Origin of the sequence: Saliterribacillus persicus (assembly GCF_003337485.1) — a bacterium.
GTDB lineage: Bacteria > Bacillota > Bacilli > Bacillales > Amphibacillaceae > Saliterribacillus > Saliterribacillus persicus.
Genome location: NZ_QPJJ01000015.1, coordinates 1 through 15,338 on the forward strand (window position 1 = coordinate 1; position 15,338 = coordinate 15,338).

Annotated in this window: 13 protein-coding genes; 8 read left to right on the forward strand and 5 right to left on the reverse strand. The window is 35.3% G+C overall.

Annotation, left to right across the window (positions count from 1 at the left end; translation table 11 throughout):
• Positions 1–493: 493 nt before the first annotated feature.
• Positions 494–1,605, reverse strand: a protein-coding gene (locus DFR57_RS14930) for an IS3 family transposase (RefSeq protein WP_114354021.1) whose coding sequence is annotated in 2 segments (ribosomal slippage) — positions 494–1,356 and positions 1,356–1,605 — 1,113 coding nt in all. Because the reading frame shifts where the segments join, the coding sequence is not laid out codon by codon here.
• Between the two features lie 485 nt (positions 1,606–2,090).
• Here DFR57_RS14930 and DFR57_RS14935 point away from each other — a divergent pair.
• The 8 genes from DFR57_RS14935 to DFR57_RS14975 all read left to right on the forward strand — a co-directional run bounded on the left by DFR57_RS14935 (position 2,091) and on the right by DFR57_RS14975 (position 7,285).
• On the forward strand, positions 2,091–2,642 hold the full coding sequence (locus tag DFR57_RS14935; protein ID WP_114354022.1) for a hypothetical protein: 552 nt from the start codon (positions 2,091–2,093) through the stop codon (positions 2,640–2,642).
• 117 nt (positions 2,643–2,759) lie between these two features.
• On the forward strand, positions 2,760–3,212 hold the full coding sequence (locus DFR57_RS14940) for a hypothetical protein (protein WP_114354023.1): 453 nt from the start codon (positions 2,760–2,762) through the stop codon (positions 3,210–3,212).
• Positions 3,213–3,393: 181 nt separating this feature from the next.
• Entirely contained in the window at positions 3,394–3,570 is a 177-nt protein-coding gene (locus DFR57_RS14945) for a hypothetical protein (protein ID WP_245937488.1), read from the forward strand.
• A 125-nt stretch (positions 3,571–3,695) separates the two neighbouring features.
• The gene (locus DFR57_RS14950; RefSeq protein WP_114354025.1) at positions 3,696–4,034 is read left to right on the forward strand and encodes a hypothetical protein; all 339 of its coding nucleotides are present in this window, start codon (positions 3,696–3,698) and stop codon (positions 4,032–4,034) included.
• A 178-nt stretch (positions 4,035–4,212) separates the two neighbouring features.
• Positions 4,213–4,539 (forward strand): hypothetical protein, encoded by a 327-nt coding sequence (locus DFR57_RS14955; RefSeq protein ID WP_114354026.1) that lies wholly within the window; start codon positions 4,213–4,215, stop codon positions 4,537–4,539.
• A gap of 20 nt (positions 4,540–4,559) precedes the next feature.
• Entirely contained in the window at positions 4,560–5,489 is a 930-nt protein-coding gene (locus DFR57_RS14960; RefSeq protein ID WP_114354027.1) for a prenyltransferase, read from the forward strand.
• A gap of 1,126 nt (positions 5,490–6,615) precedes the next feature.
• Complete coding sequence (locus tag DFR57_RS14970) at positions 6,616–6,831, forward strand: hypothetical protein (RefSeq protein ID WP_114354029.1); 216 nt, start codon at positions 6,616–6,618, stop codon at positions 6,829–6,831.
• 115 nt (positions 6,832–6,946) lie between these two features.
• Positions 6,947–7,285, forward strand: coding sequence for a hypothetical protein (locus DFR57_RS14975; protein WP_114354030.1), 339 nt, complete (start codon positions 6,947–6,949; stop codon positions 7,283–7,285).
• 579 nt (positions 7,286–7,864) lie between these two features.
• Here the strand turns inward: DFR57_RS14975 and DFR57_RS14980 are convergent.
• From DFR57_RS14980 to nirB, 4 genes are all read right to left on the reverse strand, one after another.
• Positions 7,865–8,671 carry a peptidoglycan-binding protein gene (locus tag DFR57_RS14980; protein ID WP_211315374.1) on the reverse strand — a complete coding sequence of 269 codons (807 nt, stop codon included), beginning with the start codon at positions 8,669–8,671 and terminating at the stop codon, positions 7,865–7,867.
• A 347-nt stretch (positions 8,672–9,018) separates the two neighbouring features.
• Positions 9,019–10,488: a NarK family nitrate/nitrite MFS transporter gene (locus DFR57_RS14985; RefSeq protein WP_211315375.1), complete on the reverse strand. Its 1,470-nt coding sequence runs from the start codon at positions 10,486–10,488 to the stop codon at positions 9,019–9,021.
• A gap of 104 nt (positions 10,489–10,592) precedes the next feature.
• A complete protein-coding gene (gene nasC / locus DFR57_RS14990; protein ID WP_114354032.1) occupies positions 10,593–12,731 on the reverse strand; it encodes an assimilatory nitrate reductase catalytic subunit NasC in 2,139 nt (712 codons plus the stop codon).
• A gap of 29 nt (positions 12,732–12,760) precedes the next feature.
• On the reverse strand, positions 12,761–15,115 hold the full coding sequence (gene nirB / locus DFR57_RS14995; RefSeq protein ID WP_114354033.1) for a nitrite reductase large subunit NirB: 2,355 nt from the start codon (positions 15,113–15,115) through the stop codon (positions 12,761–12,763).
• Positions 15,116–15,338: the final 223 nt, after the last annotated feature.

The window sequence follows — 15,338 nt, forward strand, 5'->3', positions numbered from 1 at the left end:
AAAGAATATATTCCTAGTGATATTTATACTCCTGATAATTTTAAGGTTGATTGGAAAAACGATGAAGAAGTGAAAATAGAAGTCATAAGGGAAAACAATAGAGGAGAGACCTATATAGAAGACACGATAAAGATTGTTTTATCAGAGTGAATTTTAAAAACTTTATCAACTTAAGGGTGCAATTGTTGAGTAAGAGGAACACAGAACATCTGTAACGTTCCTTCCTTTTTTGAAGTTAAAACGAATTAACGGAATTTCATGCCAAGATTTGATGTGTTCAATTAGAATACAAGTTTAGTAGAACAAAAAAATTAGGAGGATTTGATTTTGAAGTTAAAACCAATTTTAGGAAACATCATTTATTCTATTGGTTTTGTTTTCCTATTTATAATCATTAGTAAGGTATCTTTGTATTTTGATGAGATGCAAAGTCAAACCTATAGGATTTTTCCGTGGGTAATCTTGGTATGTCAACACTAAATCGAACAAATTTTTAAAGGTCCATTAACTTGTATTCAGTCGGTGCTAAATAATTTAGGGATCCGTGAATGCGAATATGATTGAACCAATGAACATAATCAAAAAGTTCAAGGTCAAGTTCGTGTTGGTTAAGAAAATAAGCCCCTTTAACAAACTCTGTTTTGATGGTCTTAAACGTAGCTTCTGCAACGGCATTGTCATAAGGCGTACCTTTTTCGCTTAATGAACGTTCAATGCCAAACGTTTCTAATGCCTGATCAATCAGTTGGTTTTTAAACTCACTTCCTCTATCCGTGTGGAACAATTCAAGATGGTGAAGATTGTAGGGAACGGATGCAAAGGCGCGTTGAACTAAGGCAGCACTTTTATGAGGTCCTGCACTGTGACCAATAATCTCGCGATTATATAAATCTACTAAAACGCAAATATAATGCCATTTCTGGCCAACTCTCACATAGGTTAAGTCGCTTACAATTACTTTTAGTTCTTGATCCTGGTCAAACTCGCGATTTAGGGCATTCCCCACTCCTGACTCATTACAGGATGATTTTGATGGCTTAAACTGAGCAACGGTATACTTGGAGACTAGTCCTTGTTTTTTCATGATTCGACCAATACGACGTCTGGAAACGGTCCAGCCTTTCTTTTTCAGTTCTACTTTGATCTTTCTCTGTCCATAATTACATCGACTTTTCTTGAAAATAGTTAGGATCAGATCTGTTAATTCTTCCTCTTGGTCATCACGAATCTTAGCTTCATAATAATACGTACTTCTGGCTATTTGCAGGACGCCGCACATTGCTGATACCGAGTATTTGTGTCGATTATTCCGAATCACATCTACTTTCGTCCCATGATCAGCGCGGCCTGCTTTAAAACATCGTTTTCCATTGCTAGTTTTTGATTTTCTTTTCGAAGTTTGAGTAACTCTTCTTGTTCTGGTGTACGATTGTCTTTTTCTTGAAACGATCCACTATCTTGATACTGTCGAACCCAATTATCAAAGGACGAAGGTGTTAACTCATAATCTTTAATGATTTCTGAGCGGGGTTTACCAGATGCATGTAGTTGAACCATTTGTTTTTTAAATTCCTTGGAAAAGCTTCTTCTAACTCTTCTGGCCATTTTATAAAACTCCTTGGTTTTTTATTTGAACCAAGTCTAACTGACCTTAACTAAATCGTCCAATTAAGTGTAACCGATTCAATCTATGCAAACTTAATATATATACTTATAGGACTGTATCTCAGGCTACCCAACTTTTTAAAAAATTTTAAAAAACCAGGGAAATGGAAAGTCAATTTAAACAATATTTTATTTATTTGTATCCCAATGCTTTATATTTCCTTTTATCATTACTTACCGTTTTCCTATCCCATTCCAGATATACTAATACATACAACTGGTTATTTTAGATTTGGAAGTATAATAACTGGATACTTTTTGCTAAATAGCATTAAAAAAGATTATTAAACTAAAAGCAATAGTTGGAACATGCTGTCGCTACCACTGTTGAACTAACGACGCAGTTATGTTGAATAAGAACGTTTTCAAAAATTCGTGATTAAATAATAAAATTAAAAAACAGATAGCTTAGAGTTGGTGAAAATATGTTAGATAGAAAGTTTGATTTATTAAAAGCATTTCCAGTTAAATTAAAGGAAGATGTCACGGTTGTCTTAAATATGATAAATCAATCAGATAAACTTGATTTCTCGGACAGTTTTGAGGTTGATTTTTCGGGAAGTACGTTAAATATTCCCGAACGTATTTACTACAATGAACCTTCATTATCTCAATACAATTCATTATCAGATAAACAACAAGTAATATTAAATTGTTTATTTACACGTCACCATGATGGTTACATTAGAGAACTAAATTTAAAACAGATAATTCATAAGTGCAATGATTACAATTGGATAATTCCGTATCTGATACGAATAACGGGTGAGTATGTAATTGAAATTTTGCAAGTGATAAAAGCTAATCTTGATAAGGTTGATAAAGGTATAATAAAAGAATTCATTACCGAAAATCCAATTTTTTATAATACAACGGAAAGCCGAGTAGTCAGTTATTGGGATAGTTATTACCGTAATAACTATCCAAACAAAGAGGATTATGTAGGTTATGAAATCATTAAGTATTTCAACTCATAATCAGTTCTTTCTTATTCTATTAACGGGAGCAATTGTTTACCAAGGGTATTCACCTTTTCTTGTTGAAGAAAGGCGCAGGTTAGTTGAACAAGTTGTCGAATTGAAAGGGAGGATAAAATGGATGAAATACAATGGAATATACAAGAAGTTAAGCATTTTAAAAAGAAGCAATTAGTCCAATACAATCTCGTAATGCTTTTGTTATTCGTGCTGTTTGGTTATTTTATCGAGAACGGAAATCCCCCCCTCCTCATTGGAGGATTTTGTGTGCTTTTATGGATACTAGTATCCATCACGTTCTACGCCCTAAAGACGGGAAGACCTATTGGTACAAAGACAACTAGAATGGTGCAGGAATTTGACAGAAATCGCTTGGGAGAGAAGCGTTGGAAGCAAAGAAAAATGACTGAGGCTATCATCATGAGTGTTATAAGTATTCTTATTACAGTTTCAGTGTTTGTTAAGGATTTTAACTCTGTAAGATTAGACTTTCCTATCAGTGCCTTCCCATTTATCGGGGCTTGGATAGGCTATAATATTGGAGAGATTATCAGAATGAACAATTTGTAAGAGTAATGGAAAAATAAGTAGAAACTCTTATTCAAGTAACGGGTGCTTTAGTTGAATAAGGAGTTGTTTTAGTGTCGCAGCTACTATTGCTTGTTGAGCTAGCGTGAAAGGATTGTTTAACAAGGATGTTACTATTACATGATAAAAATTGAATTAGATTATGTTTATGGAGGGGAATTTATTGAAAAAAATAATTATTGGAATAACTGTTTTATTAGGACTTTGGTTAATACTTGATTTGGCTAATATCAATACCTCATATGTAATTCCAACTCTGATTGAATGGCCTACAAAATTTATACTTCCATGGATTTTCCTTTATTGGTTTGTTAGATTAGTAAAAACACAAGAAAAATAATGAATTAAAAGAGGGATAATAAGTTTATTTAGCTAAAGGTTGCTTTAACACAATAAAATACAACCTATTCTTATTTAACTATAGGTCAAGATTGTGGAACAACGAGTTGAAAAAGGGGGAGGAAAATGAACTCTCACATTAAGGGGGAAATTAAATCACTAATAATCGTATTAAACATCGTTCTCGTCTTATTCGTTGTTGTTTTGTTCTATTGGCATTTCATAAAGTCAGATTATAAAGGTGTAATAACAAACCTACAAGAAGATAACTTTACTTTAGAACCGATAAATGCTGATGAAGAAGCAGAGTACAATGTATATAAAATCTTTTTTAGCAAAAACACAAAAATAAGAGGAAAAGGAACCACTGTGGATGACCTAGATGAAAGACAGCAAATAAAAGTTTGGGTAGAGAAAATTAACAAACGTATGGTAGCAAATAAAATTAATATTATTGAAGAGTAATAATAATTTCTTTTCTATCTAAATCAGCTAATTGATGCTCAGTGCTTATTGCGCTAACGAAGAGCTTATCTTCAAGAAGGATAAGTTCCATTTTTGTAAGCAAATTGCAGTTCAATTGGTGTGTATGAAGCTGCAAAAGGAGCCTTTACCGATATATCAGTCATGGTTACATTAAAAGGTGCTTACAACGGTACTAAAAAAGGAAAAGACGGCTCTGTTAACGGTGCAGATGGAAACGAAGATAGTTCCAAAGGTTGGGGCAAATACTGGAACGGATACTGGTACAACGACTCGTGCTGAACGTATGCTGAAACCTGGTGAAATTACGAATAGGATGGGGAAAGACGTATTTGGAGCATCTGGTTCTATCAATGGTTCATCAATGGGTCCAGGTGCTGCGATATTTATTCTTCCTAACCTTGTACTGGTTGATACATTAAAATTGGTTCCAAATATTTTCTTAACGTATATTTTCGTTAAAATGTTGTCTGTACCCCATAATTAAAAATAAAAAGGATGTTTGCTATGATTCCAGCTCAATCAGCATTTAGTCTAAAAGGAATTGGTATGTTATTACGACTAGTGGCCGTTGTATTCTCCAGTATAGCAACGATTCTATCTACGCTCCTGCCATTGATTTTCTATTATCAAATTTCGTGGATAACCTTATTGGAAACCACCTCTGTGCTTTTAGTAGGTGCTATTTTGATTCATGGTGTATTAACGCATGTGTTAAATGATATAGCGGATCATCAATCGGGAACAGATCAATATAGTCCAGGCATACTTTCTGGTGGAAGTAGAGTGATCCAAACGAATACAATGACTTTAACCATGCTAAAGCAGCTTGGCACATTGATGAGTGTTTTCTTAATTTTAATGGCATTTCTTTTTACTGTATTCGGTTATCTAGAATTCGCCATTTTAACCTTAGTTGGTATATGGGGTGCAGTGTCGTATTCTTTGAAGCCATTTCAATTTTCTTATATTCCTTTTATAGGTGAATGGTTCAGCTTATTTCCTACCATGCTAGCGATAGCCATTGCCTTGCCATGGATAATGCTAGAATCTATACCATATTGGGCATGGCAAAATGCGCTTGTTAATGCCGTTTGGTGCATGGCATGGGTCATGTTTCATCATATTCCAGACAGACATGCAGACCAAAAAGCAAAACCAATGAAACGAACGTCTGTCGTATGGGCAGTAGAACGTATGGGAACTAAAGGAGCCAAATTCCCTATTTTACTTTACTTCATGATTGTAGGATTGCTAATCATCTGGATTGCTTTTGCGCGTCCGGTTGCCGCAATAGGTGTTGGTATTATCTTAGTTTATGCAATCTGGATTGTCTTAAGAGTAAATGGAGAGAATATAGAGGAAGTAACAGCAGTTGAGAAGCGGCTGCTTTGTCTCGCTCTTGCTATCGCAATATGGTTAGGTATTTTTGTATAATGTAAGACTTCCATCGGTGAGGGGTTTAGGTCTGTTAAGTAAGTGATTAAAGGAGTAAAGTAGATGAATCAAAGGCAGTGGAAAAAGTGATTCCAGTTACTCTTGATTGTTTATTATTCTCATCATATATATCCTACCTAATCTCTCTATTCATAGGACCATTAACATAATACTCAAACAAATCCGCATAATGTTAATTAGATATTTAAGTTACATAGAAGAAAAATTTAAAAACCCTGATATTGCTTCAATGAATAGTAAGTAATCGAATGTACTCTGGATGACGTTTATTCAGAATTTAGAATTAAATAATGAAGCATTAGAAGAAAAACTGTAAAGTGTAGTCCATTTTATTCCTTGTTTAACAAACCGGTGCTTTCCTTGAATTAGGAATTGCATCCTTGTTCAATTAACGGGCAGGTTAGTTGAATAACAGAATTTATTTAAGAACTTTTACCATATTCGTTCCTATTATGGTTAGGAGGTGTATGTCGCATGAAATGGTTATTACTTCAAATCCTAACATTAGGTGCTATAGGAATATTGATGGGGGTATTAGAATGGAATGAGGGTAAGAGAGTCGTAAGCTCTTCTGCAAATTGGACCCCAGCAAACAACGTTTACATCACATTTATTATCGTAACAGTGGTTTTATCTTGCTTCTATTTAATTTTTTTATTTGAGGCAAAAAAGAGTAACAATATTTTAGAACGATCCTTTTGGAATTTGATGCCCAAGATTAGTATCTCGGTTGGTGTTTTATCTATAATTCTGTTTTTAGTAGGGGGAACTGTAGGACCCATTATGGCCTGGGTTGAACAGTGGCGGTCACTCTTATATGTTTTCCTTATATACTTTCTATTTTTAATATTTCTCTTTATTTTTTCTATTGAACATAAGAAACAGAGAAATAACAATCGTATTAACAAAACTATCTTTACTTCCTACATATGGACAATAGTTCTGTTCTTTGTAATCTTTTTTGTTTTTTAATGCACAAGTTTTGAAAAATTGCATGTAAACTTACGGGTGCAAATATTTAATAAGGAGTTGTCGATGCGGTAGCTCCTATTGTGTTAAAGCGGCAGAATTACTCAACTAAAAAGTAATAAAATGGAGGGATTTTGTGAGAAAATCTGTTGGAATATTTTTAGGAGCCTTTATAGGTAGTTTTATTCTTTTTATGATATTAAGTAACTTCTTTCAAGTGGATGGTGGAAATCCATTGGAACCTATCGTATTAGCAATTGGAACGGTCATCATTTTATTGCTTTGTTATTTAGTTACTTTAATCCATTACCTTATAAAACAACAATCCCATTCCAGAAATACTAATACATAAAACTGGTTATTTTAGATTTGGGAGTATAATAACTGGATACTTTTTGCTAAATATTATAAAAAAAGATTATTAAACTAAAGGTTCGTTACTTTAAGAAGGAGAAGGGGGAGTATAAATGGAGTTCAATATTGGAAATGGTGTTTCTATTGTTCTACCTCCTTTGCCTATAACTATTATTTCAATAGTAATCATCATACTTTTAGTGAGATGGAGTAAAGAATTAGAAACACGCCGTTTTACTATTTTCTTTTATTTTCTAATTAGCACTTATATTGCACCAATCTATTCTCAAAGCACAGAAAAAGGTGTCTTTGAGCTTTGGCTTCCTATTGGTTTTATATTAATTTTAATCTATATGTATGGTAATAAAAAATACCACCCATCAAAAATAAAAGCGAGTGTTTTAGGATTCTGTTTAGCTTTGTATCAGTTAATTCTTAAATATTTCGGTTAGATTGTCATATCATTTTGCACTATCGGGTCCAAGGGTGAAATAAAAGCTATAGATGTGGCAAATACTTTTGTGAAAAATGAATTTTATTTAAAATATGCAAGGGGGAATAACTATGACTATGAAGTTAGAGTTTCCTTTATTTATGTTCATCATGTTTTTAGTTCTTGCTTTCAACTATTTCGAATTATTTGAATTTTTAGGATTGTAGCAATACGTAATAGGTCCTATTCCTTTACTATTGCTAGTATGGATTTTATTCGACAAGTTAAAGCTTAATGAAAAGAAAGTTGGTAACGAAGTAGGAGTCATGATTATACTATCAGGTTTCATAATTTGCATACTTTTTGATTCGTTTTTATTTTACTAATTGACTTATTTCATTAACCCGACACCACAATATGTATTTTTGATTCGTTACATGAAATCATATGGCCATATATTAAAAATAAAAATGGTCTTTTTTAATTTTTATTCATTTTTATAAGTAATAGCTACAATAAACTTTAACAGGGCCTTTTATATAATAAAATAGGACAAGCCATTCACACTAATGATAAATGGCCTGTCCTTTGTATTAGCCTATTCAATTACTTCTATTCTTACATTCTTACGTCCCCACGCGAGTGCTTGGTTTTGATTTGGGATAAAAACATCAATTTCATTACCGTTAATGCCGCCACCGATATCTGCAGCAATTGCTGTTCCGTAACCTTCTACTTTTACTATAGAACCAAGTGGTATGACACTCGGATCTACCGCAATTACTTTCGCATCAGAATAGGTGTTTAAATTTAGTCCCATCTTTGTGACCCCAGTGCAGCCATTGCAGCTTGCAGTATATGCTGTACTTTCGACGGTTAATGTTTTACCTGCTGCTACATTACTTCTACTAGCAATACCATCTAACCTTGCTCGCGTATTTGGTCCCGCGATACCGTCAGCTGCAAGACCTTGTTGCTGCTGAAAGCTAGTAACTGCTTGTTTCGTCCCAGAACCATATATCCCATCAACAGCTGATTGATAATGCCCAGCCTTTTTCAACTGACTTTGAATATGTAGGACCTGCTTACCTATATTTCCTTGTCTTAATACTTGTACTGCATGATTTGTCTGGGGTCCAGCTATTCCATCCACTTTTAAGTTTCGCTTTTGCTGGAAATCCTTCACCGCTTCAACCGTGATATTTCCATAATATCCTGTCGCGGTATGATATGGAAACACACCTTTTGTCATTAAATAATCCTGCAGTTCAGTAACATCTGACCCTGAACTTCCATTCGTAAGTGTACGGTCACCTAATGCCGCTTCTGCAAGTAAAGGTGAAGCAACAAATAGAATAGCTCCCATCATTAATGCTGTACACCAAACTCTTAATCTTTTATACATTAAAAACAATCCTCCCTAATTTCTAGTTACTTCATAGATTTCGAGAGAATATATCGAGACATGGAGGTACCAATAATAAACACAACTTTACACCCGCGATCATCCATATTTTTGTAGTTAACCATTTAAGAAGGTGTAGTTCAATGTGCGAGTTTCTGCTAGTTTGATAAATCTCCTAAACCTTCCTCCCCATCACAACATTCCTATTCCTAAAAGTTAGTTCAAATCTATTTGAAGTAAGTCGTGAGAAAAGCGAATGAATGATATATAAACAGAAGCTTCTCGCTACAATAGTAAAAAAACAGTATCACTATAAAAGTGACACTGCTTTTAGTTGATCATTTATCTTAAAATTTTTGAATTGTTGTAGTAGATGGTTTTAAATTTACTCGCTTCACTTTACTCGCTTCTTTTATACTTTTCACACTTGGTTCTTTTAAGAAGAACGTACAAACGAAACAAACCACTGCTGCACAGCTAATAAAAATAAAGAAAATAGTTGGACTAACGAAGCTAAATACGGTTAAGAAAATCGTAGCACCTATATTACCAAATGCTCCAACCATACCAGAAATCTGTCCGGTAGCACTTTTATTGACGAGCGGAACCATGGCATAAACAGCACCTTCACCCGCCTGGACGAAAAATGAACATCCCATCGTTAATAAAATTGCTACCCAAATCGGCCAAGTAGAACCAATCAACGACATACCTATATAACCAATTGATAGCCCGGCCATTAATATGATAAGCGTTCTTCTTCTACCGAATTTGTCACTTAACCAACCACCACCAGGTCTAGAGACAAGGTTCATGAAAGCAAAACTACTAGCAATAAGACCAGCTTGTGCCACACTCACCAAAAACGTTTCTTGAAAGAATTGTGGTAAAACAGAAACTACTGCTAATTCTGAACCAAAGGTACAAAAATACGCAAATTGTAAAATAGCAACTTGCTTAAAGGAATACTTTTCTTCTTCTGGTACACCGTTTCTTAATCGTTCTTTATTTACATCCCAAATTTTATAGATATTGTATACAAGAAGTATCGCTAAAAAGCCATAGACGATAGCAGCGACACCATTGCTGATAAAATTTAATTGATAACTAAGTCTATAAGTCAAGAAACATAGAATCCCATACACCGGTAATGTCATCAAAATTAACCCGATTAAATCCTTATAGCTACAAATTTCCAGTGCACCACTTCTTTTCGGTCGTTGATAGGATACTCCTTCAGGCGTATCCTTGACAACACGCATAAAGATAAACCCATATACTAAAACGATTAAACCAGTTAGAGCAATCGCATAACGCCAGCCATTATCTCCACCAAAAATAAACGCTAATGTAGGTAGGGTCATTGCTGCTGCTGCGGAACCAAAATTTCCCCAGCCTCCGTAAATTCCTTCTGCTAAACCGACTTGTTTAGAAGGAAACCATTCGGAAACTAAACGAATACCAACGACAAACCCTGCACCAATGATGGCAAGAAACATCCTTGAAATCATTAACTGCATAAACGAAGTTGATAATGCAAATGCAAAACAGGGAATACTGAGTAGGATAAGTAATCCTGAATACACTCTTCTCGGTCCGAAGCGGTCTACTAAAACTCCTATCATTACTCTTGCAGGAATCGTTAGTGCTACGTTTGCAACTAGTAAAATAGCGATCTGATCATTGGTAAGTCCAAATACTTCTTTTAATGTAGTCATAAATGGCGCCATATTGAACCAAACTACAAAGGTTAGAAAAAACGCTAAAGTTGTGAAACCTAATACCTTTACATTCCCTTTATACATATTGTTTTCCATAGAAATCCCCCATTTCTAAAAAATAAACTGAATATTCCGATAATTTATATAAGCAATACTCCACCTCATGTAGAATATTGGTATAGTTGATATTTTCAAACTTCTTACTCTTTACTAGGCGTGATATTTACAGCACTTACTTTAAAACCTGGCATCTTACAGTATGGATCTAATTGATTCGATACCAATCGATTTACATTTTGAGATTCTGTCCAGTGGAATGGCACAAAAACGGTATCCTTTCGAATCGAATCGGACCATTTACTTCTCACAACGATCCATCCAAATTTAGATTCCACTTTTACAAGCGTGTTTTTCTTTATCCCATACTGCTTTGCTGTTTCTGGATGAACCTCCATAAAAGCTTCCACATTGTGTGCAGCTAGTGAAGGACTTTTTCTCGTTTGTTCTCCCGTTAAATAGTGCGACATTACTCTTCCCGTTGTTAATAGAAGTGGATACTTTCTACTAGTCTTTGGTTTCTTAACCTCTCCATGATTTGAAAAGAAAGCCATTTTTGCTTTGCCATCTGGATGTGCAAATGACTGTTCAAATAATCGCAACGTGCTCGGTTCTGTAGGACTTGGACATGGCCATAGCACTCCTTTTTCCTTTCTCAAACGTTCATAGGTGATACCGTAATAATCAGATTTTCCACCTTTACTCGTCAATCTTAATTCTTCGAAAATTTCTTCTACAGATTGGTAATTAAAATATTTTTCTTTTCCCAAAGCGTTAGCAATTTCACAAATGATTTGCCAGTCATGCTTGGCATTGCCTACGATAGGGTAGCTTGCCTCTCGTAACATGACCCTTCCCTCTACATTTGTCATCGTGCCCGCGTCTTCTAAATAAGAAGTTGCTGGTAACACAATATCTGCAAGTTTGGCAGTGTCAGATAGGAATAAATCCGCAACAACCAAAAAGTCTAATTTTTTTAATGCTTTCTTTACAAAATTCGCATTAGGATTGGAGATAATGGGATTAGAGCACATGATAAACATGGCCTGAATCTCACCCTCCTCGATTTTTTCAAACATCTCATATGCTGAAACACCTTTACGTGGCAGATCTTTTTCATCAATGCCCCATAATTTTGAGATATGTTCTCGATGCTCTTGATTTTCAATCGATCTATATCCAGGTAGTTGATCCGTTTTTTGACCATGCTCACGAGCACCTTGGCCATTTCCTTGGCCAGTAACAGCGCCATATCCTGAATAAGCTTTGCCAATTTTCCCTGTAGCTAAAAGTAAATTGATAAAACTTCTAACTGCTGCAGTGCCATCAAGCTGTTGTTCAATTCCGCGTGCTGTAAAAATCATTCCTGTGGTTTCTTTCCCAAAAACGATTGCTGTTTGATAGATTTGCTCTTTGGACACCCCTGTTAGCTCAGCTACTTCATCTAAATCAATAGATTCCATCTGCTCTTTTAGTTCTTCAAAACCATTAGTTCTAGCAGCTAAAAAATCTTCATCTAGTAATTTTTCATCTATTAATATCTTTAATAATCCATTAGCTAAGGCAACATCTGATCCTGGTTTATTTTTCAAATGAAGATCAGCAAAATTTGTTGTTGCCGTTTCTCTTGGATCAATCGCTATAATATAAGCCCCATTTTCTTTTGCCCGTTCAAAATAAGGCATGATCGTTGGTTGACACTCTGCAATGTTTGTTCCTGCTAAAATAATACAGCGTGTTTTTGGGATTTCATCTAATGTCATGGAAAACCCTCGATCCATCCCAAAGGTTTGATTAGCGGCTGTTGCAGCTGCTCCCATGCAAAGTCGGCCATTATAATCAATATACTTCGTCCCGAGGGCTACACGAGCAAATTTCCCTAAAAGATATGCTTCTTCATTCGTGATAGAGGCACTGCCATATACTGATAAAGCATTATTTCCTTCTGTTTGTTGTAGTGCAGTAAATTTCTCTTTGATAACCTCCAATGCTTTATTCCACGAAACTGGAACAAACGTACCATCTATTTTCATTAAAGGTTCTTTTAAACGATCTCGATGGAGCGCATGTTGATGTGCGTTTATTCCTTTAATACAAAGTCGACCTTCTGAGGTGGGGTTATCTTTCCCAATAGTCTTATGGATCTTTCTTGAGATAACAGTTTGCTCGATTAATTGCATTTTGCATTGCATACTACAGTATGGACACTGTGTATCATATACTTTTTCCTTTTGAACAGCGTCTTGTTTATCTCTAAAATATTTCAGCATTAGCTCTGTCACTGTTATTCCTCCTTCACCAAAAGGCCGCTTTAGCTTTTAACGACTACATGCATTCTCTGATTGCTATCTTTTTTCAAGCTCTCTACTAAATAGTGTAAAAGCTCTTCATTAAATAATACTTCGCGAAGATGAACCATCGAAACGCGATTGATCCATTCCCACGTTCGCTCTAAATAATGTGCTGATTCGCGGTAATATTGGATAAAGCCTAATGTAAGCTGCAAAACTTCTTCCGCAGTTGAAGCCACCGTAAGTAGCTGTCCGGTTCGTACATTTCTCCCGCTACTTCCTCCAATATATACTTCCCAGCCCCTGTTAATTTTAATAGCACCAATATCCTTTGTAGTGGATCCAGCCCCGTTATGCAAACAAGCGGAAACGCCCATTCGAATGCGATAAGGTACTTTTATAAATTCTGTCTTTCTTTCTAGCATGCTAGCTAACGCTATGGCAGGCTCTTTGTCACACGAACAATACTGATTACTATTTGTCGTTTTCACACTCTGAACCATATTTGCAGAAACAGAATGAAGTGGCATATCTAAATCCTTACAAAAGGAAAGAAAATCTGCTTTTGCTATACGACTAAGGTGAAGTCGTTGATCACTCGATAAAGATAAAGTAGTAATGTTATATTTTCGTGCTACTTCTACTATTTTTTGCAAATGATCCGTTTCTACTAATCCTCCATATAACTGTGGGACTACAGAATAGGTTTCATCTTCTCCTACCAGCGCATTCATTTTTTCATTAACATAAAGTGTTGCTTGATGCTTGTCATACTCGGGGTAAATCATTCCGATATAATATTCTAATGCTGGAAGACATTTTTCACATCCATCTAAATCCTTCCATTCAAGCTTTTGCATTACCTCGTGCGTACTTGTCAGTTTATATTTTTGAATAGCTGCCACCATTTCATTTTCACTTAGATCAGTACAACCACAAAAATTTGTTGGAGCTGACGTCTCATGGAAGTGATCACTTTGAATGAATGTTAATAACTCACTTACTACTGGCTTACATCCTCCGCAAGAACTAGATGCTTTCGTGCAGGTCTTAACCTCTTGAACAGTGGTCAGATTCTTTTTTAATACACAGTCTATAATCGCTCCCTTTGACACGCTATTACATGTGCAAACATAATCAGCTCTTGGCAGGGTTGCAGCATAGGATGTAGAGATATCCTGAGGCTGTAGTAATACTTGTTTTTTATCATCAGGAATAAATTTCTTTTTCACAATGACGTCTAAAATTCTGGATGCTTCACTTGTATCACCAAATAACACTGCACCGACTACTTTATTATCCTTAAAGAATACCTTTTTATAGGTGGAAGCTATTTCATCATGATATTGAATTGCCTTTGTCTCTTCATTCTTTGTAAAATCACCAACAGAAAATACATCAACTCCAGATATTTTCAGTTGTGTAGAAAGTGTAGAGCCTTCGTAGCCTGCAGTTAGTTTGTTACATAAATATTTGGCGAGAACAACACCTTGTTCATAAAGTGGCTTAACAAGTCCGTAAACCATCTCATTATGCTCTGCGCATTCGCCAACTGCGTAAATGTCTTCCACTTTAGTTTCTAAAAAATCATTAACGAGGATTCCTCGGTTTGTATCAATACCCGCTTCTTTTGCAAGCTTTATATTTGGTTTTACACCAACAGCCATCACAACTAAATCTGTTTCTACGATCGAACCATCAGAAAAGCGTAATCCCTCTACCCTTTTTTCTCCGACAATTTCTTTGGAAACTTTCTCTAGTAAGAAATGCATCCCTTGGTTCTCTAGTTCTGTTTGAAGCATCGTCGCAGCAGTTGGATCGAGCTGTTTATTCATAAGAAAATCTGCTAGATGCACGACATCTACTTTCATTCCTAAATTCAATAATCCTCTAGCAGCCTCTAATCCTAATAAACCTCCACCAATAACCACAGCTTTTTGATAATGCCTCGATGCTTCCATCATCGCTTGGCAATCTTGAATGGTTCGAAAGGAGAGAACCCCTTCTTTATCGATCCCAGGAAGCGGTAAAATAATCGGATCAGATCCGGTTGCAAGAATTAATTTGTCATAGTTCACTTCGTGATTTTTATCTGTTTTAATCGTTTTTTTATCTTTATTAATATCAATGACAGTTTCATTTGTATAAAGGGTTATTTTATTTTCTTTATACCAGTTCCAGTCATTAATGGTTATATCATCAAAGGTTGTATCACCTTGAAGAACAGAAGATAACATGATCCTGCTGTAATTTGCATGTGGCTCAGTTCCAAAAATGGTAATATCATATAACGTGTCGTCTTCTTTTAAAATATTTTCGATACAGCGTAAACCCGCCATCCCATTACCGACTAGCACTAACCTTTGCTTATGCATCCTTACAACCTCCAACCAAATCTACCTTAACTTGTAAAAAGAGTATCACTAATACATGTTTACCGTCATCTGCTCTGTAAGATAATATGACGGAGAAATATTTTTTCTTTTTCAGATATAGGAAGCCCAATCAGCCGGGGCTTTCATTTCCAATACATATTAGCAAGACTTCTAAGAACAAATAAAAAGCTACCAAATTATAATAAGGAGTTTGAATCTTCTC

Excerpts from the sequence above, each read along its gene's own strand:
- DFR57_RS14935 (WP_114354022.1), top strand. The coding sequence starts at position 2,091 with ATGTTAGATAGAAAGTTTGATTTATTAAAAGCATTTCCAGTTAAATTA.
- DFR57_RS14940 (WP_114354023.1), top strand. The coding sequence starts at position 2,760 with ATGGATGAAATACAATGGAATATACAAGAAGTTAAGCATTTTAAAAAG.
- DFR57_RS14950 (WP_114354025.1), top strand. The coding sequence starts at position 3,696 with ATGAACTCTCACATTAAGGGGGAAATTAAATCACTAATAATCGTATTA.
- DFR57_RS14960 (WP_114354027.1), top strand. The coding sequence starts at position 4,560 with ATGATTCCAGCTCAATCAGCATTTAGTCTAAAAGGAATTGGTATGTTA.
- DFR57_RS14975 (WP_114354030.1), top strand. The coding sequence starts at position 6,947 with ATGGAGTTCAATATTGGAAATGGTGTTTCTATTGTTCTACCTCCTTTG.
- DFR57_RS14980 (WP_211315374.1), bottom strand. The coding sequence starts at position 8,671 with ATGTATAAAAGATTAAGAGTTTGGTGTACAGCATTAATGATGGGAGCT.
- DFR57_RS14985 (WP_211315375.1), bottom strand. The coding sequence starts at position 10,488 with ATGGAAAACAATATGTATAAAGGGAATGTAAAGGTATTAGGTTTCACA.
- nirB (WP_114354033.1), bottom strand. The coding sequence starts at position 15,115 with ATGCATAAGCAAAGGTTAGTGCTAGTCGGTAATGGGATGGCGGGTTTA.